Source organism: Paenibacillus hodogayensis (assembly GCF_039536325.1).
Taxonomy (GTDB): domain Bacteria; phylum Bacillota; class Bacilli; order Paenibacillales; family NBRC-103111; genus Paenibacillus_AB; species Paenibacillus_AB hodogayensis.
Genome location: NZ_BAAAYO010000013.1, coordinates 331,864 through 354,401, shown reverse-complemented (window position 1 = coordinate 354,401; position 22,538 = coordinate 331,864). Strand labels below are relative to the sequence as shown.

Annotated in this window: 19 protein-coding genes; 13 read left to right on the top strand and 6 right to left on the bottom strand. The window is 49.3% G+C overall.

Going from position 1 to position 22,538, the window contains the following annotated elements; all coding sequences use genetic code 11:
• Nucleotides 1–225: 225 nt before the first annotated feature.
• The 7 genes from ABD796_RS27745 to ABD796_RS27715 all read left to right on the top strand — a co-directional run bounded on the left by ABD796_RS27745 (nt 226) and on the right by ABD796_RS27715 (nt 10,101).
• Nucleotides 226–2,013, top strand: a complete 1,788-nt coding sequence (locus ABD796_RS27745; RefSeq protein ID WP_344914615.1) for a sensor histidine kinase — start codon at nt 226–228, stop codon at nt 2,011–2,013.
• Nucleotides 2,006–3,622: a response regulator gene (locus ABD796_RS27740; RefSeq protein ID WP_344914438.1), complete on the top strand. Its 1,617-nt coding sequence runs from the start codon at nt 2,006–2,008 to the stop codon at nt 3,620–3,622. The genes ABD796_RS27745 and ABD796_RS27740 overlap by 8 nt, the downstream gene beginning before the upstream one ends.
• Before the next feature lie 156 nt (nt 3,623–3,778).
• Nucleotides 3,779–5,167, top strand: a complete 1,389-nt coding sequence (locus tag ABD796_RS27735) for an ABC transporter substrate-binding protein (RefSeq protein WP_344914436.1) — start codon at nt 3,779–3,781, stop codon at nt 5,165–5,167.
• A gap of 77 nt (nt 5,168–5,244) precedes the next feature.
• Nucleotides 5,245–6,144 carry a carbohydrate ABC transporter permease gene (locus ABD796_RS27730; protein WP_344914613.1) on the top strand — a complete coding sequence of 300 codons (900 nt, stop codon included), beginning with the start codon at nt 5,245–5,247 and terminating at the stop codon, nt 6,142–6,144.
• A 138-nt stretch (nt 6,145–6,282) separates the two neighbouring features.
• A complete protein-coding gene (locus tag ABD796_RS27725; protein ID WP_344914611.1) occupies nt 6,283–7,065 on the top strand; it encodes a carbohydrate ABC transporter permease in 783 nt (260 codons plus the stop codon).
• Nucleotides 7,066–7,599: 534 nt separating this feature from the next.
• Nucleotides 7,600–8,187 carry a sensor domain-containing protein gene (locus ABD796_RS27720; protein WP_344914608.1) on the top strand — a complete coding sequence of 196 codons (588 nt, stop codon included), beginning with the start codon at nt 7,600–7,602 and terminating at the stop codon, nt 8,185–8,187.
• Between the two features lie 123 nt (nt 8,188–8,310).
• A complete protein-coding gene (locus ABD796_RS27715) occupies nt 8,311–10,101 on the top strand; it encodes a response regulator (protein WP_344914606.1) in 1,791 nt (596 codons plus the stop codon).
• Nucleotides 10,102–10,212: 111 nt separating this feature from the next.
• Here ABD796_RS27715 and ABD796_RS27710 read toward each other — a convergent pair whose 3' ends face one another.
• Nucleotides 10,213–12,228, bottom strand: coding sequence for a serine hydrolase domain-containing protein (locus ABD796_RS27710; protein ID WP_344914434.1), 2,016 nt, complete (start codon nt 12,226–12,228; stop codon nt 10,213–10,215).
• 343 nt (nt 12,229–12,571) lie between these two features.
• Here ABD796_RS27710 and ABD796_RS27705 point away from each other — a divergent pair, with 343 nt between their 5' ends.
• Nucleotides 12,572–13,102, top strand: a complete 531-nt coding sequence (locus ABD796_RS27705) for a DedA family protein (RefSeq protein ID WP_344914604.1) — start codon at nt 12,572–12,574, stop codon at nt 13,100–13,102.
• Between the two features lie 159 nt (nt 13,103–13,261).
• Here the strand turns inward: ABD796_RS27705 and ABD796_RS27700 are convergent, their stop codons facing one another.
• Nucleotides 13,262–13,468 carry a helix-turn-helix transcriptional regulator gene (locus ABD796_RS27700; protein ID WP_344914432.1) on the bottom strand — a complete coding sequence of 69 codons (207 nt, stop codon included), beginning with the start codon at nt 13,466–13,468 and terminating at the stop codon, nt 13,262–13,264.
• A gap of 267 nt (nt 13,469–13,735) precedes the next feature.
• On the opposite strand from ABD796_RS27700, the gene ABD796_RS27695 reads away from it, so the two are divergent.
• Nucleotides 13,736–15,430 carry a methyl-accepting chemotaxis protein gene (locus tag ABD796_RS27695; protein WP_344914430.1) on the top strand — a complete coding sequence of 565 codons (1,695 nt, stop codon included), beginning with the start codon at nt 13,736–13,738 and terminating at the stop codon, nt 15,428–15,430.
• Nucleotides 15,431–15,553: 123 nt separating this feature from the next.
• Here ABD796_RS27695 and ABD796_RS27690 read toward each other — a convergent pair whose 3' ends face one another.
• Nucleotides 15,554–16,438, bottom strand: a complete 885-nt coding sequence (locus tag ABD796_RS27690; RefSeq protein ID WP_344914428.1) for a helix-turn-helix transcriptional regulator — start codon at nt 16,436–16,438, stop codon at nt 15,554–15,556.
• Between the two features lie 123 nt (nt 16,439–16,561).
• Between ABD796_RS27690 and ABD796_RS27685 the strand changes: the two genes are divergently transcribed.
• Nucleotides 16,562–18,121, top strand: coding sequence for an ADP-ribosylglycohydrolase family protein (locus ABD796_RS27685; protein ID WP_344914426.1), 1,560 nt, complete (start codon nt 16,562–16,564; stop codon nt 18,119–18,121).
• Between the two features lie 158 nt (nt 18,122–18,279).
• On the opposite strand, the gene ABD796_RS27680 is transcribed toward ABD796_RS27685, so the two are convergent.
• Nucleotides 18,280–18,918 carry a nitroreductase family protein gene (locus tag ABD796_RS27680; RefSeq protein WP_344914424.1) on the bottom strand — a complete coding sequence of 213 codons (639 nt, stop codon included), beginning with the start codon at nt 18,916–18,918 and terminating at the stop codon, nt 18,280–18,282.
• A 114-nt stretch (nt 18,919–19,032) separates the two neighbouring features.
• On the opposite strand from ABD796_RS27680, the gene ABD796_RS27675 reads away from it, so the two are divergent.
• Nucleotides 19,033–19,395, top strand: coding sequence for a MerR family transcriptional regulator (locus tag ABD796_RS27675; protein WP_344914422.1), 363 nt, complete (start codon nt 19,033–19,035; stop codon nt 19,393–19,395).
• Between the two features lie 214 nt (nt 19,396–19,609).
• Here ABD796_RS27675 and ABD796_RS27670 read toward each other — a convergent pair whose 3' ends face one another.
• Nucleotides 19,610–20,230, bottom strand: coding sequence for a TetR/AcrR family transcriptional regulator (locus ABD796_RS27670; RefSeq protein ID WP_344914420.1), 621 nt, complete (start codon nt 20,228–20,230; stop codon nt 19,610–19,612).
• A gap of 116 nt (nt 20,231–20,346) precedes the next feature.
• On the opposite strand from ABD796_RS27670, the gene ABD796_RS27665 reads away from it, so the two are divergent.
• Entirely contained in the window at nt 20,347–21,525 is a 1,179-nt protein-coding gene (locus ABD796_RS27665) for an MFS transporter (RefSeq protein ID WP_344914418.1), read from the top strand.
• 99 nt (nt 21,526–21,624) lie between these two features.
• On the opposite strand, the gene ABD796_RS27660 is transcribed toward ABD796_RS27665, so the two are convergent.
• Nucleotides 21,625–21,978, bottom strand: a complete 354-nt coding sequence (locus ABD796_RS27660) for a DoxX family protein (protein WP_344914416.1) — start codon at nt 21,976–21,978, stop codon at nt 21,625–21,627.
• Nucleotides 21,979–22,118: 140 nt separating this feature from the next.
• Between ABD796_RS27660 and ABD796_RS27655 the strand changes: the two genes are divergently transcribed.
• Entirely contained in the window at nt 22,119–22,478 is a 360-nt protein-coding gene (locus ABD796_RS27655) for a winged helix-turn-helix transcriptional regulator (protein ID WP_344914414.1), read from the top strand.
• Nucleotides 22,479–22,538: the final 60 nt, after the last annotated feature.

Here is a 22,538-nt window from a genome sequence, read left to right as displayed (position 1 = left end):
ATATAAGCTATACTATTAGAGTTGAGAAAGAATCGCTGCGTTGGTCGATAGCGGTGCCTTAAGCGTATGCGTGCATATCTACGTATGGGGGGCGGTAAACGATGATGAGAATTGCGATTGCGGCGCCGCACGGGTTCATCGAAAAAAACGAAACGAACGTCGTACGCGACGAACACAATTATATTAAAGCGCTGCTGAGTGCAGCGGTGGAATAGGTCGTTGGCGATGCGAATTAAATCATGGTTCTACGGATTGTCGTTTCGGAGCAGGGTCTGGTTTACGATTGTTCTGCTCATCACACTGGCAGTCAGCGCGAATGGGACGATCTCGTACTTCATCGCCGCCAAGGTCGTGCAAAAAAACGCCTTCCGGCTCAGCGAAGATACGATCAACAAGACGGCCCAGGTCGTCGACCAGCGCCTGCGCAACATTACGGTCTCGATGATGTCGCTGACAATGAGCGATTCGTTCAAAGAGATGATGGACGATGTCGCATCGGCGAATACGAGCCGGTACTACCAGCATTTGACCTTGTTGCAGAAGGTGTTCTCGCAATTCAGTTTCTACGACAGCTACATCCAATCGATTCTGATCGCCACCCCGATCGGCGACTTTTATCCGATGACTTCGATTCGTCTCACGAATCAGTCGTTCTACGAAAGCGACATGTACCAGCAGGCCAAAATCGAGAAACGGCCGTTCTGGGTACCGCGCCATGAAGACGCTTTCTTCTCAAATCGGGAGCAGGTCATATCGCTCGTGCTGAGCACGATCGGGGAAATACCGAATCAGGATTATAACGTCTACATCATTGTCAATGTCAAGGAAAACGATTTGTTACGCTTAATTGCGGACAACCAGGATACGACCGAGCCCGGACTGAGCTATATGTTCATCAACGAGGAAGGGCAGGAAATCGTTCGCTCGCCTCTTTATGCGGCTACCGACGCCAAGTGGCGATCTTCCTTCCTTGAACGGCTTTACAGTGACCAAAACGGCTACTTTTTTTATCCGCTGAATGGCAACGAATCGCTCATCAACTATGCGCGTCTGGAGGTGGGCGGGAACTGGATTTTACTTGGCGTCCAGTCCAAGGAGCGTCTGCTCGCCCAAGTCAACGGCATCAAACGATCGACGCTGTACGCGCTGTCCGGTTGCCTGCTGCTCTCCCTGTTCGTGTCGAACGGGCTGACGAGGCTGCTGCTCAAGCCGCTATACAAACTGCAGGAGCTGATGAGGCGGGTGGAGCGTAACGACTTGAACGTGCGTTATGCCAGCCCTTACCGGGATGAGGTTGCCCAGGTCGGATTACGCTTCAATCGCATGCTGGACGAAATCAAACGATTGATCCAGGACGTCACGGACGGGGAAACGGAAAAGCGGAAGGCGGAAATCAAAGCGTTGACCGCCCAGATGGATCCGCACTTCCTTTATAACACGCTGAACACGATTTATTGCAAATCAGAGCTTGGGGCGAACGACGATGTGAACGACATGATTCTTTCGCTGGCCCACATGTTCCAGCTCGGGCTTAGCAACGGTCGCGATTGGGTTACGCTGGAAGATGAAATTACCCACATGAAGATGTATTTGGCGATCCAGCATAAATGCTACGACACGCTATTCGATTACCGCCTCGATATCGGCAGCGGGGTGAACCTGTCGTCGACCGTACTGAAAATTTTACTGCAGCCTCTTGTCGAGAACGCGATTATCCATGGCTTTCAAAACATCCAAAACGGCGGGCACATCGAAATCGCCATCCATGCGGAGGCAGCGCAGCTCGTCCTTTCGGTCAAGGACAACGGCTGCGGCATGGACATCGAGGAGGTTTATCGCAACATGCGTCAGGCCGCCACAAGCAATAAAGGCTATGCTCTAAGCAACATTGCGCATCGGCTGCAATTGTATTATGGCGAACAAGCGCGGATGGATCTATACAGCGAACCGGGCTGTGGCGCGGAAGTCGTGCTGCGGCTGCCGGTAACGGAAGGAGGAGTCGCAGATGACTGAACGGCTCATTCGACTATGCGTGATCGACGATATCAGCAGCGTCGTCGAGATGATTACGAGCCGGATCGATTGGACGTCATACGGGATCGAGATTGCAGGTACGGCCGGAAGCGGTGTCGACGGCCTGCAGCTCGTCGAGGAGACACGCCCGGATATCGTATTGACGGACATACGGATGCCGAGAATGGACGGTCTGGAGATGACTGCTCACATCATGAAGCTGGCTCCGCACTGCAAAGTCGTTATTTTGAGCGGCTTTACCGATTTTGCCTATGCGCAACAAGCTATTCGGCTTGGTGCGTTCGATTTTTTGAAGAAGCCGTTCTCGCGCGAGGAAATAGTCAAAGTGGTGCTGAAAGCGAAGGAGGCGTGGGAAGAGGAGCGGCGCAGCCTGATCGAAGTCCACGAAATGGAGAAACGGCTGAAGGAAAGCATGCCGCTCCTGCGCCAGGAATATTTAAACACGCTCGTTCATCACCGAACAAACGCCGAGCAGGCCGAGAATCGTTGGCGGTATTTTCAAATTCCGCTGGAACCCGTGAAGCTCGTGGCAATGATTGTAGAAATCGATCGTTTCGATGGCAACTACGCGGCGCTGCCGACCCATGAAGTGGAACTGATCCGGTTTGCCATGCAAAACATTCTCAAGGAAACGATTGGCACATTTACGAAAGGCGTCGTATTCCGGGAGAGTGCCAATCGCCACGTCTGTATCCTCAATTGTGACGATCCGGAGCTGGCCAGCCGCATCGCCGACCGCTGCTGCGCTCATATCGCGCAGTATACCCGCTTCACGATCTCGATCGGCATCGGCTTGATTGCGGACGATATAAGCCAGCTTCCGGATTCGTACGAGCAAGCGTTGCACGCCTTTTCCTACCATTTCTACACCGGAGGCAACGGGGCGTTCAGCTTCGCTCATATCGCCGGCGCTGATAAGGAGCCTCCGCGTTTCGCGCCCGCAGCCGCTCAGGAGCTGCTGTTCGCATTGCGTGCGGGGAACCTCGAAAGAAGCTCGGGGCTGCTTACGCAACTGCTAAACGATTTGTTCGCCGGGACGCCAAAGCCCGATTATATGATCAGCGTTTGTTACGAGCTGGCGTTTATGATGCTGCGGGTGCTGCTGGAGAAGCTGCCTTATGAGCAAGTTCGGGGATTGGAGCGGCGCATTCGCGAGAACAAGGCGGCGGAGCCGACGATGCAAGAGCTGCGGCAGTTGCTCGACGACATTTGCCGCAAGGGCTGCAAGTGGATCGAGATGCAGCGTACGAGCGAGTCGGAACAAATCGTCCGGCAGTCGATGCAGTACATCCGGGACAATCTCAAGCAGCCGCTTACCGTCGAACAGTGCGCCAAACAGGCTAACCTCAGCGCCGGTTACTTCTCCAACGTGTTCAAGAAAATCGTCGGCGTGACCGTTCAACAGTTCATCACGCAAGAGCGGATCAATCGGGCCAAGCAGATGCTGATCGAAGACTACCAGGTGCAGGAAATCGCTGATGCGCTCAGCTACGAGCACCGGCGATACTTTAGCGAAGTGTTCAAGAAGGTGACCGGCATGACGCCGTCGGAATTCAGGCAGGCGTACTTGGGCAAGGACGGGCCGTAAGCGAAACTTCACCGTTTTGTTACCCTGGATGTTGGTCATGCCGCATGTACTGTCGGTGTCCCAGGCTTCATACTGGAAGAGTAAGTAGCAAATACTTCAGGGGGCCCGCATGATGTTACCGCAGCGCGGGTAACGAACGAAAGGGAGGATTTTCGCATGAAGAAAAAGATCGGGTATACGGGACTCACCGTTCTGATGTCGTTGGCGCTGGCCGCTTGCAACAGCAGTGGTGGCACAGGCGGCACCGACGGTGCAAGCCCGGACGCGTCCGCAAATAAAAAGGGTTCGGAAGATAAGGTGAAGCTGGAGTTCTGGTCGGTTGATCGTACAGACGCCGATTACACTCGAGAAAAAATCGCCAAGTTTCAAGCCGAAAACCCCGGGATTGAAATCAATTATGTGGTCAAGACAGAAGAGTATAACCAGGCGATCGATCTCGCTTTTGCATCCTCGCAGTCGCCGGACATTTTTCGCGTCAAGGAGAACACGATCCAGACGTTCTACAAAAAAGGCTATCTGGAGCCACTCGACGATTATTTTAACGCCGAGTTTAAAAACAAGTTCACGCCGCTGAAAGATCTGAACCTGTTTGACGGCAAATTGTACAGTTTTCCGAACTACGGCTACACGATGCGGCTTGTATATAACGTTGATCTGTTCGAGAAGGCCGGCATCAAAAATCCGCCGAGCACGCTGCAGGAAATGGTTGAAACGGCGAAGAAGCTTACGGCCGTCGGCAAAGCGGACGGAGCTTACGGATTCGCCCTCAACTTCAAGAGCCCGGCCAGCGCCTTCGACCGTTCGGCGCGCGCTATCGCCGAGCTGAACGGCTATGGCGGCTTCGGCTTTGATTTTAAAACAGGTCGGTTCGATGTAAACGGATTCAAGCCCATTGTCGAAGCGTTCCGACAGATGCAAGTCGACGGCAGTACCCTGCCGGGCATGGAATCGCTCGACATCGACCCGCTCCGCGCCCAGTTTGCCGAAGGCAAAATCGGCATGTACATCTCATTCTCTTCCGAGCCGGGCGTCTACCAGAACCAGTTTCCGGCCAAAATCCGCTGGGCGGCGGCGCAGGTGCCTTCGTTCGATGGAACCGTGCGCGGCGCATCCGGCTTCCTTGGCGGTCAGTGGCTTAGCATTAGCAAAAACTCCAAGCATAAGAAAGAAGCCGCCAAGTTTCTGAATTTCATGTACGGCGAGCAAATATTGCTCGATTATCATGAAAAAGGATACGGGATCTCAATGGTGCCATCGGTCCTGAGCAAGGCGAAAAAAGCGGATATCAAAGGCTTCGAATGGTTTACTCCGACAAAGTACGACGGCGCGTGGCCGATTCAGCCAACCGTAGCCGTACAAGGCGAAAAATACCAGGACGCGTTCTTCAAGTACATGCTGCTAGGCGGCGATCTGGACAAAATCATCGCCGATCTGAACAAGCGCTACAACGAGGCGCTCGACAAAGCGATCGCCGCCAAGGAAGTGGATGTGAAGCCTGATCCAAGCTTCGATCCGAAAAATTTGCAAAATATGTTAGTGAAGTAAGTTAGCTCGACAGGTCGTAGGGTCAGAAGTGGCTTCTGACCCTTTGTCGTAATTTCGGGGAAAGGTTCGTGGGACCCATGAAACAATGGAGAACGAATGCGGCGGGCGCTTTCTTCACCTTGCCCAGTCTTCTCTTGACGCTCGTGTTTACGGTTTATCCAATCTTTTGGGTGTTCCGGTACATGTTTTATGATTACAAAGGGTACGGCACACCCCGTTTCATCGGCTTGGACAACTTCCGGACCTTATGGTCGGATCATTTGCTGTGGAATTCCGTCGTCCAAACATTCGTCTATGCGGGCGGGAAGCTGATTCTGACGCTGCCGCTGGCGCTCCTACTAGCGGTCATCCTCAATCGTGCGATCAAAGGACGACAGCTTTTGCGGGCGATTTATTTCTTGCCGACGATTATCAGCTCTGCGGTGATTTCCGTTGTGTTTTTCATCGTGTTCAACTCGTACAACGGCATTTTGAATCAGTTTCTAATCAAGCTCGGAATCACCGACAAAGGCATTGAATGGCTGGGGCCGAAATACGCCATGCTGACGGTCATTCTCATCGCGGTATGGGGAGCGATCGGCAACTATATGATTTTATTCATCGCCGGTTTGCAGAATATTCCGCATGAGGTTCATGAGAGCGCGGATTTAGATGGCGCCAATGTCTGGCAAAAGTTTTGGTACATCACGGTGCCGATGCTTGGTCCGGTGCTGCAGATGGTCATCATGCTGGCGATCATCAACTCGCTCAAAAGCTATGAAAGCATCATGGTGCTGACGGACGGCGGGCCGATTGGCAAAACCGAAGTGATGTTTCTGTACCTGTATCGTCTCCTGTTCCCGACGCCATCGGCCAGCACTGTGCTGGAGCAGCAAATCGGCTACGGCAGCGCGGTCGGTTTCGTGACGGCGTTAATCGTCGGCGGCGTGACAGCCCTGTACTTTTATTTGTCCAGAAAATTAAATCAAAACGTTTAATCCCGTCTATCTACCGTTTTTTTCTTGGAGGAATGAATCATGCAGCAAGCAACTGCGGGAAAGCCGAGCGCTTCGAGCGGCGTCGTTCCCGTCTTTCTACGACCCGGAACGATCTTTCTATGGATCTTTTTGCTGGTCATGGCGTTTCTCACGCTATTTCCGGTGCTTGTGGCCATCCTCGGTTCGTTCAAAACGAACGCCGAGTTGACCGCCGGCGCTACCATACTGCCGAAGACTTGGCACTTCTCCAACTACGTGGAGGCATGGAAGACGGCCAATTTTTCCCGGTATACGTGGAACAGCTTGTTTATTAGTCTAGCCACGACAGTGGGAACGCTGCTCGTCGCTTCGATGGCTGCCTATGGGGTGGATCGGCTGCGATTCGTGGGCAGACGGATGTATATCTTCATTCAAGCGGCCACGATGTTTATCTCTGTCGGTCCGCTGGTGCTGCACCCGCAATTCCGAATCATGGTCACGCTGCACTTGCAAACTTCGCTGTGGGGCGTCGTTATTTTGCTGGTCAGCGCCCACGCAGCCACTTACTTCATCCTGTATAGCTTCGTAAGGGCAATTCCGCGGGAGCTGGACGAGGCCGCCAAAATCGACGGCAGCTCGATGCTGGGCACGTATTGGCGGATCATCCTGCCTTTGCTTGGGCCGGGGCTGGGGGTATCGGCGCTGTTTACGTTCCGTGCGGCCTGGAATGAATACATTATGCCGCTCGTGTTCACGATGAGCCAGCCGAAATTGCAGCCGCTCACGGTAGGCTTGTCCAACTTACGCTACGGCGCTGCTGCGGCTGCGCAAACGCACTATATGATGGCCGGCGCCTGCCTGTCGATCCTGCCCATACTCATCGTTTACGTGTTTGCCAACAAATCGTTTATGCAGATGACAGCAGGCTCGCTCAAAGGATAATACCGGTTTTCATACAAACCAGCCCTCGCTCTCGCGGGGGCTGGTTTTTTGCAGTATGCTGGTTAAACAATTGGGTGACTAATAAAATATTTACTTCTATATCGGTATAAAAAACTTGATTTTTCCATCATTTCGTATCATGAATTAAATAAAAAAATTAGGAATTAAGTTAATTTGAGTAAAAAAGTGATTGTTCGTATTTAGGAGGCAGACCGGATTTTTTCCTTTGGACTGTTGCAAAATCGCAAGGCATAAACAAAATCCCCGCCTGAGTGGAAATAATTCCATTCGGGCGGTTTTGTATACTTCGCCGTTATCAGATCGTCGCCGCCGCCGTTTTCCTCTAACAACTTGAAGAAGCGCGCTCACGCTGATTCTTGAAGCTCGCGAATTCCTCCCCATCCGGGGACCTGTCTCACTCGTTGCTGCGGGTAGCTCCGTTCATTTTGTGTCACATGACATTATGACACTGGCGGATTTGACATCAAGAGCCGTAGAATACGTCTACTACTTGCAAAGGATGTGGGCTCTTTGATGGCCAGAACCGCCGTCAGCTTTGTTCAAAACGGCTATTTCCTGCTGCTTACTTTCGTCACTGGATTGTTTTACTTCAGCTTTTATCTGGTCACTCTTACATTGGGCTTGAGCCTTTCGTTTACCGTCGCGGGGGTTCCTCTCCTGACTCACGTTTTGCGGACGACGACCGCCTTCCTGCAATTTGAACGGGTACAGACCAAGATCTATACGGACATTACCACCGAGCCTTGCGTTAAATCCGTCAACCCCAATGTGTCCAACTGGCTTCAAGCGAAAAAGGAGCTGCTGAACCTACGCAACTGGATCGCAATTGGCTGGCTGCTGTTGAAATTTCCGGTAGGGATTTTCAGTCTGATCAGTGCGACCTTGCTCTACGCGGCGCCGCTTGTATTGATTGCGGTCCCGTTCCTCTATCCGTTTATCAACCTTTCCTTTATGGGTGCGCCGGTAGATACGGTTACCAAAGCCGTGATGGTATCGGCCACAGGGGTCGTATGGATGATGGTGAGCTACAGGCTAGCGGATCGCTTGGCGCGCTTGATAGGCGGCTACACGCGCCTGATGATCAAGCATGTGAACCGGTAGACGCCATGCTCGGCTTCGCCTCGTAGGTATCGTCTGATGGTGGTTTACTTTATAGCCGTTTACTCAATAATAGTTACGTAATGTCATATTGAATGTTTTTAGGAGTTGATGGTTTTGTTCGATATGGTCAAGCAATGGTACTGGTACGACTGGCTCATGTTCATAATCCGTCTGATATGCAGCATTTCTCTCGTGTTTACGACCATAGAGCTGCAAGAATATTTCACGCTGCCGATTGCGGTCCTTGTGCTGTGGCAGCTTATTGCTTTTTCTGTTCCATGGCTTTGCTTGCAGCTCGATTATAAATACTACCTGCTTACCGAAATCGTGATCTCGGGCGGGTTGTGCTTGTATCTGGCTTCATTTTTTCCGCAAGCCTACTTCTCATTCCTACTGTATGCCTTTTTAATTGCTGCCAACAGCGCGAAAAGGGCCTATCTCTGGTCAGGGCCTGTATCCATATTGCTCCTGCCCGCCATAATCAAGCTGATTGCAGAGCAGAGTGAATACTGGGTCATGGCCGTTCACATCGGGATGGCGTATGTCTTCGGATTCTCCTTCCATTTACTCGCGCTCAATCATCGTCAAGGAGAAATTATTCGCGAGCAAAATGCGGTGCTGGAGCAGTACCTGTCCCAAATCGAGCGCATCACGCTTGCCGAAGAGCGGAATCGGCTGTCCAAAGAGCTTCATGATACCGTCGGTAATGCCTACACATCGCTCATAATGGGATTGGAAACGTTGCGTCCTGAGCTGGCAACGGATACAGGAACGGAAAGGCTCGATTCCCTATTGAACCTGGCCCGCCAAAATATGGAGGAGGTCAGAGGCTACGTGCATCAAATCGAATCGCCGCATGAGGCGCTCCCGCTGCTTCAGTCTTTGAGGAAGCTGGCGGAGGAGTTTCAGGAGCATGCCAAGGTGACGGTTCGTTTCCATGCCTACGGGGAAGAATATCCTGTAACGAAGCAAGCGAAGACAGCGCTCTATCGCTGCTTGCAAGAGTCGTTGACGAATGCCGTGCGTCATGGACACTCGACAGAGATTAAGGTTTCCGTACAATTCGAGCCCCAGCAGACGAGACTGGAAATTCAAGATAACGGCCGCGGGATGGAGCATGGGAGGGAAGGCTTCGGCTTGAGCGCCATGAAGGAGCGGGCGATGAATTTGCAAGGCCATGTGGCTGTCTATTCGGAGCCGGGAGAAGGCACTCTCGTTACCTGTACACTACCCAGACAAACGGAGCTTAAGGATGAAGTCATCCGCCTGTTGGTCGTAGATGACCAGCCCTTTTTCCGTGAAAGCCTGCGGACTCTGTTGGAGGAGCAGCGGGATTTGCAGGTTGTCGGGACGGCAGAGGATGGAGAGCAAGCGATCGAGCTGTGTAGGCAGTTTCAGCCACAGCTGGTGCTTATGGATTTGGAAATGCCGAATGTGGATGGAATCTCCGCATCCCGTACGATAAAAGAAACGTGGCCCCACATCCGCATTCTGATTCTCACCACGTTCGAGGATACCAGACAGGCTCTGGAGGCGATGCGAAGCGGGGTGGATGGATACTTGTTGAAGTCCATGCAGCCTTTAGAGCTGGCCGAAACGATACGCACCGTCTACCGCGGGGGCACGCTGATCGATCAGGGCGTATCTCACAAATTGTTTGCCCAGTTGGAAGCGGACAATAGCGGGGATGATCCTTCGCCAATCAAAGCGTCATCGGCCTATGAGTTAACGCCGCGGGAGCTTGAAATTTTACAGTTCGTGTCCAAAGGGCTGCGATATAAAAGCATTGCTTCCAAATTGTATTTATCCGATGGTACGGTTCGAAACTACGCGTCATCGGCTTATGTGAAGCTGGGGGTCCGCAACCGGGAGGAAGCGGTGCAAAAAGCCAGGGAGGCCGGGCTTCTGGAATAATCCTCAATTCATTTATCATGGTGGCGGATGCCGATCTACGGAGTGATTCTGCTTCGTAGGATCGAACACCCGCCATTTAAATTTTTAAAGGCCGGTATTTACTTTTCAGAATTATGGTTTTCGTTCATTACGAATTGGTAATGTATAGTAATCAAATGCCAGATCCAATAAGGCACTCGCTTCCTGCCGCTTCAGCAGCTGCTTGGAACGGAAGTTGATGGAGCCGTCCGAATTGTTCTTGGTATCCGGGTCCATGATGCCTTGGGATACAAGGGTTGTGATAGCTTCAACTGCCCATGCATCCGTTTCGCCACTTAATGCAACCTTGGCTCCAGGCTCAGCTTGCCTCAAGTTTTGGATCATAACTGCCGCCATCTGTCTGGTGACTGGAGAATCAGGCTGATAATCAGGCAATCCGGACAGCATCTGCTTCTTGTTTGGTTCAATCGTATAAGGCATGGATTCCCAGCCATGGGCGTGCAGTAGCAACTCCGAGAACTCATCCTGAGTCATCGTTCCATCCGGATCGAAGAGGGTGGCGGACTTTCCGTCCATGACCTTCAAAGCATGAAGATTATGAATATAAGACGCATACTTGCTGTCCGCGGGTACATCAGTGAATGGCGCATCCATATTTACTTTTTGAGCATAACCCACGTAGTGCGGAAGTGCCATGTAATAGAAATAGGTGATTTGGCCTGTCCCATTTTTTTGAAAGGCCACTTTATTGCCGGATTCATCCTCAAAGAGTAAAGGGTGGATCATTTTCAACGTACTCTTGCCCAAATCTCCTGTCTCCATAACCAATTTTCCGTCTGAATAGGAAACCTGCGTTCTTATGGATCCAAGACGCGTGTTTTGGTACAATCCCGTGTAGTCCTTAGCCTGCTGCTCACTGATTGGCGAGTAGGATGGCTGTGGAGCCTCTTCTTTTCTCGGGTAATAATGATTCATGAATGCCTCATACACGTCGAGACTCATCATGGAGTCGTTATTGTAGGACATGTAGAACGCTGTATTTTCCTCCGGCAAAATAACAATCAAGGAAGAATGACCGGTTACATTTCCCCCTTTGATAACCACATGATGACCATTCATCTTCTCTTTGAAGTAGCCTTCGAATCCGATGGTTGTGACAGGGAACTCTTTGTCAGGGAACACTTGGTAGGTGTGCATTTGCTCGATGCTCTTGGAACTTAAGATCTCTTTGCCTTCATACGTTCCTTTGTTCAGATGCATCATCAGGTACTTTACCATGTCATCTGCGTTTGATACCATGCCGCCGCTAGGCCGATCGGTTGGTTTGAACCCCTCTAGGGGAATCAGCTCGCCTTTTGGCCCATAATGGGCAGCCATTCTGCTGAGCAGTTCGGGGGTAAACCGCACATTCGTCGAGTTCATGCCTAACGGCTTGAAAACATGTTCCTCCATATACTGGGCGAATGACATGCCCGATACTTCCCCTACCGCGTACCCCGCCAGTGTGAATCCAAAATTATCGTAGGTGTACGCTTCACCCGGAGGCCTGACAACAGTCGGCATATTCGCTTCGAGAGACTCCTTCATCGGGAAAAATTGATTCACATATTCCGGTTCCGATCCCGAGAGGATATCCGGTTTGTCAAAGCCGCTCGTATACGTAAGCAGATCGTACATCGTCAGTTTTTTCCCTGTTGTATTCGGTACCTTCATCCCTCCCAGGTATTCCTGGATATCGTGATGCAAATCAATCTTTCCCTTATCGACCAGCTGCATAGCTGCCAATGCCGTGAACTGCTTCGTCACTGAACCAATTTGGAATACAGTGCTGCTGTCTACCGGAATTTTATTTTCCCTGTCGGCAAAACCGTAACCCTTGCTTAGCAGCACTTTCCCATTCGATACGACCGCAAAATTAGAACCAACCGTATTATACTTCTTCATTGCGTCCGCAAAAATGCCATCTGCAAAGGCCTCCAGTTCCCTGGCATCCCGTGGCCCCTTCAGGCTAGCTTCCTCAGATGCAACTGGCGCGGGAGCCTGCGAGGTATTGGGTGCGTTCCCTGGTCCCATACAAGCGGTAATGGCGGTAGTGACCGTAGCAGTTAATAGCAGAACTGCGAGATTCGTGCGAGTCCATTTCTTCATAAATGGTGTCTCCTTGTCCATTAGATTTGCCGCTTAACAATCGGCTGAGCCCAGTATGGCAAAGGAGTTGTCACACCAACAAGTTGCATTTCGTCATCCATGATATCCAGCCACTTTGAAAGCGTCATGTGACAATTCGGCACTAGGTTTATTGACAAGGGGGGCATTAAGATACGTGAAAGGGCGATGAATCATTCAGGAGACGAGATGCTTCGCAGCGTACAAGGACAAGCCCGGCTCATTAACCTTTATGCAAATCGGGTTGACTTGGGGTGTGGATTTTCCGGCGGAGCACAAGACAGTCTTCCTTGCCCAAAGCCATTAGAACTGGAGTGTGAACATCATCGCTTTCTTACAAGATATCGTTATCCAATACGGTTATATTGCCATCTTCCTCTGCCTTACGCTTGGCATTATTGGTTTGCCTGTGCCTGATGAGGTTCTCATGATAATTGTTGGTTATCTTTCTTCAATTGGGCTACTTTACTTCCCTGTATCCCTTGTGATCAGCGTCCTCGGGGCTATGAGCGGCATGCTGTGCAGTTACGCCATTGGGCGGAAGTTTGGCAAGCCGCTGCTGTGGAAGTATGGAAAATGGGTCAGGCTCACGACCAAAAGGATAGAGAAAACAGAGAACTGGTTCGAGCGTTACGGCCCCTGGGCGATATGCATCGGCTACTATATTCCAGGGCTCCGCCATCTGACTTGTTATCTGGCAGGGATGAGCACCATGAAACCACGGAAATATATAGTCTACTCGGGCTTGGGAGCCCTGTGCTGGTGTGCAATTTTTATTTCAATTGGGTATTTTCTAGGGGGATATATTGATTTTTCGGATTATCATGGTTCTATTTTGGGGTTGTTTTCCTCTTGAGTGCTGCGCGGCGAGTTAAACGATTTGGCGGAGGAATATTGCCCGGAGCGCTGAAAATCAGAGCGTTGATTCGGAATCCCCAAGGCGATGCAAAAAAATACCCGCAAGGCAACGGGCCTGCGGGTTAAATTTATATATTCAAAAGGGGGTCGTCTTTTATTATAGACGGGCATCATTAGAGACAGATGAAGAAAACATTTCAATTGTGTAACAAATTGTTGCGATCCTCGCGGTATTCAGTAGGGGAAAGGCCGTGCCTTTTTTTTGAACTGCACTGGAGAAATACAAGGGGTCATTAAATCCGACCGACGATGCGATTTGCTTGATCGTCAACGGTTTGTGAAGCAGAAGCTTGGCTTGCTCCATACGCAAGTTCATCAAAAAAATGACGGGGGACATCCCGGTATATTGGGTATCACATCTTGCTGGAAAAGCCGATGTCACCCGAATGCGTCGAGCTGGAACTGACGGCCCAAAAGCATGATCGTTTGCAGACGATTTGCTATGTGCTGCGGTACACCAACTTGATTCTTCTAAAATGAATAGTTTGTAAAGCTATATATTGTCAAAAGCAGTCTACCGATATAGTACTATAGAGCCATTTTCTAAAACATCAGGAGTTGGGGGATTCTATTGAAGATTGCAACCTGGCTTAAAGCGACGAGTGGCGTTTTTATTTTACTATCGGTTCTGAATGGAGTCACTATTCTTAAACTTCAGAGCAGCGTAGCGCTAGAACGCTCCGCTGTAAACAAGCAAGCCGTATTCAAGCAATTGGGTATCGATCTAGCGAATGCCTCGGACTATTTAACAAACGAAGCAAGAGCTTATGCGCAGTTCGGAGATAAAGTCTATTATGGTAATTATTGGAAGGAAGTCAACGAGACCAAAACGAGAGATCATGTCGTGGCTAAATTGACTGAATTGGGCGCGACCAAAGAAGAACTGGATCTCATAGCAAAGGCCAAACAAGATTCGGATGCTCTTGTCAAAACGGAAGACGCAGCAATGAAAGCTGTGGAAAGCAAGGATTTCAATAGAGCCCGGCAACTCATGTTTGACAATAATTACGACGCCAATAAAAAAGTCATTATGGAATCGCTGCAGCAGTTTCAACAAAAGATGAATACGAGAGCGGAACATGAAGCGGACGCTGCCAACCAGCAAGCAAGCTTGATGCTTACGGTAACTGTACTCTTGCTTACCACTACATTTGCGGTATTACTGGCGATGATCCTGATGATCTTCATCAAGTTGAAGCCTCTTAAGCTTGTCAATGGAAAAATTGCCGAACTTGCCAAAAGCGGCGGTGATCTTACCGGGAGACTGAATTACTCCGGCAAGGATGAAATCGGAGAAATTTCAAATTCCTTAAATGCCATGCTGGAGGTCCTGCAATCGATTATTAGAGATGTTCGAGATACTTCTCGCAGCGTATTAAGTTCGTCAAGCAAGCTGGTCGGAAATACGAAAGAAACGGCAAGTACGACAGAGGAAATTACGAGGCGAGGAGCTGTTATTGAGCAAGGGGCGACAACTTCTGTGCAAAATACGCTTGATGCACTTCGTGCAATCGAAGAAATGTCCAAGGGTGTGCAGCGTGTTGCAGAATCCGCAGAGGATCTTTCTAAAGCGGCATTAAAGACGGAACAAGACGCCGCCAACGGAGCAGGTTACATTCAGCAAGTCAACAAACAGATGGTCCAAATCGGAAATTCCGTCAGTGGTACGGTAGCCATCGTGGAACACCTTAAAGAAAGATCGACTCACATTGAAAGTATCGTTTCCGCTATATCGGAAGTATCGAACCGGACGAATTTACTATCGCTAAACGCATCGATTGAGGCGGCAAGAGCTGGCGAACATGGCAGAGGTTTTTCTGTTGTGGCTAACGAAATTCGAAAACTGGCCGAGCATTCCGCAGCTTCGGCAGGACAAATAGCGGTACTCTTACAGGATATTAAGAAAGATTCTTTTGAAACAGAGCGCGCGATGCAGCAAGTGACGGAAGAAGTGCTGAACGGTCAACAGAAGATAGAAGAAGCGATCGAATCATTTGAAAACATTTTGAAGTCAAGCCAGAGAGTGGCTGCACAAGTCCAGGAGCTTTCTGCCGTTAGCGAGCAAATGGCGGCAGGGTCAGAAGAAATTGCCGCATCTGTTTCGGATATGGCTGCAGTCGCTGAAGAATCGCTCGAAGGAGTTAAAAGCGTTAACGATATGACGGTAAAGCAAAACGTTTTAATTCGGGAGGTTTCTTCATTTACCGAATTGCTTAGCGGTGATTCCCAGGCCTTGGAAAACCTCGTGATGAAGTTTAAAGTGTAAGTATCAAAGTATCAACGGTTCACCGTTACGAACTCCTATCCAAACTGCGAAGAGCACCCACATAGGTGCTCTTTTCATTTCGCCGATCGATGATAGGTTTCCACTCTGGTTTCGGATGGAATGTCATGTTGACTTGCTCCCACCCCGGAAACCTTCTCTGTAATGTTTGGGCGTACCGCCTGTCAGTTGAGTGAACATCCGGATGAAATAGGAGGAGCTGTTGAATCCGGTTTCTCCGGCGATTTGGTGGATCGGCATATAGCTGTTTTTCAACAGCAGTTTCGCCTGCTCGATCCGGTAGTGGTTCAAATAGTCCAATGGCGTGCAGCCGTAAACCTGCCTCATGCAGCGTGTTATGTATACCGGGTGAAAATGGAACGCATCCTTCAACACTTGATGATCGATCTTATCCGCATAGCGGTTGCGAAGAAATTGCGCCACGCTGTCTGCCAGACGACGAGGCGGCGTCTCCCATTTCGGACGATCGACATTGCCGAGCGTGTACAGCATCTGCTGAAAAAGCAACTGTTGTTTCCACTGCGGCGCAACATCTTCTTCCCCGGCGGGCCGCGAAACCTCCTCCAACCAATCGAACACCTGAAGCGATTCCGACAACCTGTGATATTGGGGCAGCGTTAACATAAACCGTTCGATCGAACGGAAGAAAGGGCCCTCCTCCGGTTGATCCAACTTGGATCCAGACCAAGCCTCCTGACCGGCGTGCCACTCCCCCGTCGTCTGAAAATGAGCCCAATAAAACTCCGTCGTCTCCGTGCAAGGTTTGAAGCCGTAATGATGGGCATCGGGCCGCAGGATAAGAAACTCCCCCTTACGAATCTCGAAAGACTGCTCTTCTTCCGCGATATACAACACGCCTTTACATACCGCAAGCAAGTCGAATACCTCGATCGCTCTACGGTTCGGATGGCAATCCCCCACTTCGTAGCGCGTCATCCCGCTGCTGATATAGTGAGGCAAAGGGGGGGCCACAAAGTGAATAAATTCCATTCCATCTACCCCTAAAACGTTTATTTTGTACAACTAATTGGTTTATTTACTAGATTTAACATCCTAATTATACCGTGTATAGTTTATTTGTGAAGTTTAAAATGTATGATTGGAGGAAACGACGTGTTATTGGATCTCAATACATATAGGGATAAGGTGATGGGCTGCTGGATGGGCAAAAATATCGGCGGCACGCTCGGAGCTCCCTTCGAAGGGAAGCGCAGAATCTTTGACGTGGTCGGATACACGGAGGAGGTCAACCAAAACCCCCCTCCGAACGACGACCTGGATTTGCAACTGGTATGGCTGAACGCGGTCGAGAAATACGGCCCGACGGTGGACGCGCGCATTTTGGGCGAATACTGGATGTCCTTCATCATTCCGGATTGGGCGGAATACGGCGCAGCCAAAGCCAACATGAGAATGGGACTCGTTCCTCCACTTTCGGGTCATGTCGGCAATCCGCTCAAAGACAGCTGCGGCAGCTTCATCCGTTCGGAGATCTGGGCGTGCCTCGCCCCCGGTCAACCGGAAATGGCAGCGCGATACGCCTATGAGGATGCAATCGTCGACCATAGCGGGGAAGGTGTATACGGCGAAGTGTTTTGGGCGGCGCTCCAGAGCGCCGCGTTCGCGGAGTCGGACAAGTGGAAGTTGATTCAGATCGGTCTGTCGTATATTCCCGACAACTGCGGGGTTGCTCGGGGCGTGAAGCTTGCCATCGACGCCTACCGTTCCGGCGCGAATTGGCAGGAAGCTCGAAAAGTCGTCATGAACGGCGTTCCCGGAACATTCGGACTGATGGGACAGCCGATTTCTGATATGGAAACCGATATTGCCATAGGCGAGCCGGGTTGGGACGCTCCGAGCAATATCGGCATTACGATCATTGGCTGGCTTTACGGAGAGGACGATTTCGGGCGCAGCCTCTGCACGGCCGTCAATTGTGGGGAGGATACGGACTGTACGGGGGCGACGCTTGGCGCCACGCTCGGCATTATTCTGGGTCGGCAAGCCTTGCCGGAGGAATGGACCGCTCCGCTCGGCGATGTGATCAACACCAAGTGTATCCACAATCTGAGCGTAACGTTGTCTGTACCATCCACCGTTACCGAGTTAACCGAACGTGTGCTCCGGCTGGCGCCTTCGTTCCTCGGCTATCCGATCGTGGATATATTGGCTCCTGGCGGCTATACGCTTCAGATGAAGGAAGGCGACGAGCTGTTTTGCCGCAACGATGATCGGTATAGCAAGGGAGTTTACAACTATGGCTTGCCGAAAAATCCGACCAAGTTGAGAGATGTGGTGTCGCGCGCGCCGTATGCCGTATTGTTCGACTTCGTCGCATTTTCCGCCATTCTCGACTACCGGGAAGATCCGTTCTTCTGCCCGGGCGAGGCTAGAACGGTACGGATCCAACTGGAGACAAGCGATTTCATGAACCACCCGCAATGGCTGGAGCTGAAATGGTATTTGCCCGAAGGTGTGAAGCTTGCGGCAAATTCGACCAGCAGCGTCTTTCTTCCTACGTACAACATGGGCAAAACCGAGCTGGAATTTACATTTCTGGCCGACGAGTTCAAGGGAGACCGGCTCGAAGCGCTGCTCGACATTACATCGCGCGGCCGCCATTCCCGCGGCACGGTTCCGGTGCTGTTGCTGAAAGGAACGGCTTCCTTCTAGGGCACATTTTCGCGGATGAAAGGAAAGAAACAGCGGCAGCCATGGACGAGAAAGTAAAGTCCGAAGCTGCCGCTGTTTGTATTGCATATAAACTATCGCTTTCCGTAGGCTCCATATTTGATTTGATCGGAACCAAGCTTATAAGTGTATTTTTGAGGTTACCTCCAAAATGTAATCTTGTCCGAGCTTAAACGAACGGATTCATATCCGTCTTGTTTGGCTTTTCCTATGGAGATAATCATTACCGGAGTATAGCGTTCTTCATCCAAGTCAAAAGCTTTGGCTACCTGATCGACTTCAAAGCCTGCCATTGGGTTCGTATCATACCCATGCGCACGAGCTACCAGCATGAACTGCATGGCAAAAAGGCTGCTATCGATTTTGGCAACTTCAACTTTCAATTCTTGGGGGAGAGCCGGGTACATCGATAGGATGGTTTTGAGTTGGCTGTCTCGTATTTCAGCCGGCATTTTTCCTTGGTCCACGGCCGTATTATAGATTTCTTCAGCATTTAAATAGCTTTGGGTATCGCCGAAAATCAACAACATGGCCGATGAAGTGTCGTTTTGTACCGTATTGAACCGCACAAGAGGTCTTAGCTTTTCTTTTCCTTCCGGAGTGTCGACCACGACTACGCGCCAAGGCTGCATATTGGCAGAGGACGGAGCCAAGCTCGCTTCCGTAATCATCTCATTCATCTCATCTTTCGATATTTTAAAGTTCTCGTCATAATGACGAACGGAACGTCGTCCCTTGACGATACTGGCGAAATCGTTGTTCTGGATATGGCTGAACATAGAATCTCTCCTCTGGATAACCTTAATTTTTTGACATGGCGTATGTCATTGGTTATCCTATTCGTATTATGAACTATAAACTTAGGTTCATAGCAATATATAAAGAGAGGTCCCATGATGAGAATAAATGACGTTTCAAAAGTAACGGGTCTGCCGATATCCACCTTGAGATTCTATGAACGTAAAAACCTCATTCCGGACGTATTTCTTCAACGGGATGCGAATAATTATCGTATTTACTCTGAAGAAATCGTTGAATATCTCAATGATGTGAAGGCATTGTTAGCCGTGGAATTTTCTATAGAAGAGTTAAGTTTGCTGGTCAATCAACAACTTCATTTATCCTATGAGGAAAAGAAAAAAGTGGTGGAGCAGAAAATCAAAGAAATTGAAGGCATTCAGAACCAGTTGAGAAAGTCGAAAAAATTCCTGAAGGCAATCTTGGAAGGAAAAGCAAATTTCCAAACAAAGTGTTAAGGACAGCTTGCTGGCTATTGTGCAGATTAACCGACGCCATCAGCCCCGTTAAGCTGAACCTCGTATCACAAAACAGTGGTAAAGTTGAAGATTGAGTTGAAAGTGGAAGCAACTTTGTAAGGGATTAAACTTTAGCCGCAATAACTGTAAGATGAACCTTACACGTTATTGCGGCTATTTGATTTTGGTAGGGAATACGCAGCCAAAGCTTTTGTTATCGATTTCTCAATGTACTCGGGTTAGAAAAGACTAAGGAATTTCCCAGCATACGCCCGATCACCCGATTGAATGACAATCTCTTCTGTTCTAATACATGGTCCTGCCATAAGAAAATCCCTCTGTCGAACATAAAGTTAATCCCAACGAGTATAAATTCAGCGGTTTCCTGAAGGTCTTGAATTTGAAAGATGCCTTCGGACATCCCTTGTTCCAGAATTTGTATTACATAAGGCGCGCTTTCCTGTACGATCTGTACGAGGAATTTCTGGTGAATCGATGCATTGTATTCATGATGGAGAACTTCACCGATCTTGCTCTCATCATCGTAGGACTGTTCCCACAAGATGGTATAGAGCTTTGCATCCGCACTCATTCCTTCGGTTTCGGCTAGAGCTTTGATCTTGTTAATCTTTTCATCCACCAAGCGCCCCACAATGGCGATCATAATATCGTTCTTGGTTTTGAAATGGTAAAAAAACGTACCTTGAGCAATGCCCAGTTTTTTGACGATATCGCTTACAGCGGTTTGATCGTAGCCCTGTTCTCTGAACAGTTCCAATGAGGTCTCTATTATTTCATTGCGTCGAATTTCTGGTTTTTTGTTAACTCTCTTCATGGGTATTCCTCCTCCTTATATTTTATTTTATTGACTTACAGTCAGTTAGTCAAATATAATGAACGGGATATAAAATAACTGACTGATAATCAGTTAGGGGAGAGGGAGAAGACTTTATGAATTTACGCCTTATCTTATATCTTGTTGGCTTCAGTGCCTTCACAGGATCCTTAGGACAAAACTTATATACGCCTCTGTTGTCCGACATGCAAAAAGAGCTGAATACAACAAGCTATTTAATGAGTTTGACGGTCTCTTTATTTTTGGTTGCCTTGGCTGTCATGCAGATCGTGTTCGGACCACTGGCAGATAGCAAAGGAAGAAGAAAGGTGCTTTTACCTGCGCTTGTCTTATATTGTGCAGCATCTTTAGGCGCCGCATTCTCCCATTCCATTGGTTTATTTTTGGTGTTCCGCGTCTTGCAGGGCATAGGTTCGGCAGTCCTTCCTGTTGTAGGGGCAGCTGTAATCGGGGACTTGTTCCGTGAGAAAGAACTGGCAAAGGGAATGGCCGTTTATCAGCTTATGATTTTACTTGCACCTGCTGTAGGGCCACTTCTCGGTGGAGTGATCGGGGAAAAGTTCGGTTACCAAGGAGTATTTCTCTTTTTAACGTTCTTAATACTGTTGCTTCTGCTCGCTAATATGAAGTTCCTACCCGAGACAAAGTCACAGACATTATCCACGAAAAAGTTCAGTCTAAGATCGTTCAGTATTATTTTTCGCAACCATCTTGGCGCTGTCGTAGTATTATATGGATTTGTACAATGTGTTGTTTACTTGGCCTATATTGTGTTCGTGCCCCAAATACTAAGTACGTTTTATCGAATGTCATCAGGAAAAGTCGGCCTTGTCCTCCTCCTTATGTCCGTCTGTACGATTGTAAGTATTACGATTGGCAGTTGGATGCGCAATCGAATGGGAAGCGGAAGAGGCTTACTGTATGCATTCCTCTTTCAATCGTGTAGCGTAGTTTTGTTTGCTTTAACCGCCCATCTATCGTTGCCGCTCTTGATAGTGGACGTCTGTTTGTTTGGCTTTACGATGGGATTGACTGCGTCGATGCCCACTACTATTTTGGCGGAACAATTTCCAGAGGAACGCGCTACTGCGATCGGCGTTTTTAACTTGGTCCGATATATAGGCAGTGCGCTTGGCCCGATGATTGGTTCCTTGCTCTATGTGGAGAACAACTTGAAGCCTTTGTTCTTAACTTGTGGCATTGTTTACTTCATTTCTGTCTTGCTCGGGGGCTGGTGGATGCGTTCGAAGCGTCTGAAGGTTGTTACATCTTGAGGAGAATGAAGGAGAAATCCGTAAAATTTCAGGAGCTGTCACGCCGTGACAAGCTCCTGTTACTTCTCGCATGACAAGAAGAAACCTCATAACACCGGCTCAAAAACGACTAATAGCAACAAGTACCGTTAACGCGAAGAAGACAATGTTCACGCCAATTTCTCGATATTCCTTACGTGCAATATGAAATAGAGCGCCGAAACAAACTACTGCGGCAAGTGCAATTGCCGCAATTGGCGTCCATATAGGCGTGATATTCAGCGCTAAAGGTAGAATGATTCCAAGTGCCCCAAGCAATTCTGCTAACCCGATCAAGACGACGAACGTTTTGGAAACGTCTTTTACCCAACCCCAAGACGCTCTGGCTTTATCATACTGAAATGCCTTCAACCAGCCGGAGTAGATAAAACCTAGCGCAACAAGCCCTTGAACGATCCATAATGCGATATTCATGAATAGCGCCAACCTCCTTATTTTCAACATTCTCTAAAGGTATAATAAACTCAAGTATTGGAATTGAGGAAGTAGGCACTTTTTCTAAACCTGGTATATAAAAAGTTACCTAACAGAGCCGAGGGAGGTGGGAGGTTCCAATGAAAGAATACTGTAAATTTGAATCAGCCCTGGATATTCTAATAGGAAAATGGAAGCCAGTCATTCTGCTTCAGCTTATTTCAAACGGTACGATGAGATTCAGCGAGCTTCAAAAGGCAATACCGGATATAAACAAAAAGATGCTCGCCCAACAATTAAGAGAATTGGAGTACAACGATATCGTACTTCGCGTGGCTTATAACCAAGTCCCCCCAAAAGTTGAATATTCGATTTCGGATTACGGCAAAGGTTTAAGCACGGTGTTACAGGCTTTGAATGATTGGGGAGAGGCTCATGTGGAGCATATGAATGAGCTATATGGGGAAGAGCGTTCAGGACCCGGAGAGCTTGATTCGTAAATAAGGGGCGAGCCAGGACAAGAATATGCCCTAACCCGCCCCTTCTGTTTGTCTTTCGTT

Coding starts and splice junctions, on each gene's coding strand:
- ABD796_RS27725 (WP_344914611.1), top strand. CDS start 6,283: ATGGCGTTTCTCACGCTATTTCCGGTGCTTGTGGCCATCCTCGGTTCG.
- ABD796_RS27675 (WP_344914422.1), top strand. CDS start 19,033: ATGATGAGAATAAATGACGTTTCAAAAGTAACGGGTCTGCCGATATCC.
- ABD796_RS27730 (WP_344914613.1), top strand. CDS start 5,245: ATGAAACAATGGAGAACGAATGCGGCGGGCGCTTTCTTCACCTTGCCC.
- ABD796_RS27680 (WP_344914424.1), bottom strand. CDS start 18,918: ATGTTCAGCCATATCCAGAACAACGATTTCGCCAGTATCGTCAAGGGA.
- ABD796_RS27700 (WP_344914432.1), bottom strand. CDS start 13,468: ATGGAGCAAGCCAAGCTTCTGCTTCACAAACCGTTGACGATCAAGCAA.
- ABD796_RS27740 (WP_344914438.1), top strand. CDS start 2,006: ATGACTGAACGGCTCATTCGACTATGCGTGATCGACGATATCAGCAGC.
- ABD796_RS27655 (WP_344914414.1), top strand. CDS start 22,119: ATGAAAGAATACTGTAAATTTGAATCAGCCCTGGATATTCTAATAGGA.
- ABD796_RS27715 (WP_344914606.1), top strand. CDS start 8,311: ATGGTCAAGCAATGGTACTGGTACGACTGGCTCATGTTCATAATCCGT.
- ABD796_RS27745 (WP_344914615.1), top strand. CDS start 226: ATGCGAATTAAATCATGGTTCTACGGATTGTCGTTTCGGAGCAGGGTC.
- ABD796_RS27670 (WP_344914420.1), bottom strand. CDS start 20,230: ATGAAGAGAGTTAACAAAAAACCAGAAATTCGACGCAATGAAATAATA.
- ABD796_RS27690 (WP_344914428.1), bottom strand. CDS start 16,438: ATGGAATTTATTCACTTTGTGGCCCCCCCTTTGCCTCACTATATCAGC.
- ABD796_RS27660 (WP_344914416.1), bottom strand. CDS start 21,978: ATGAATATCGCATTATGGATCGTTCAAGGGCTTGTTGCGCTAGGTTTT.
- ABD796_RS27735 (WP_344914436.1), top strand. CDS start 3,779: ATGAAGAAAAAGATCGGGTATACGGGACTCACCGTTCTGATGTCGTTG.
- ABD796_RS27710 (WP_344914434.1), bottom strand. CDS start 12,228: ATGAAGAAATGGACTCGCACGAATCTCGCAGTTCTGCTATTAACTGCT.
- ABD796_RS27720 (WP_344914608.1), top strand. CDS start 7,600: ATGGCCAGAACCGCCGTCAGCTTTGTTCAAAACGGCTATTTCCTGCTG.
- ABD796_RS27665 (WP_344914418.1), top strand. CDS start 20,347: ATGAATTTACGCCTTATCTTATATCTTGTTGGCTTCAGTGCCTTCACA.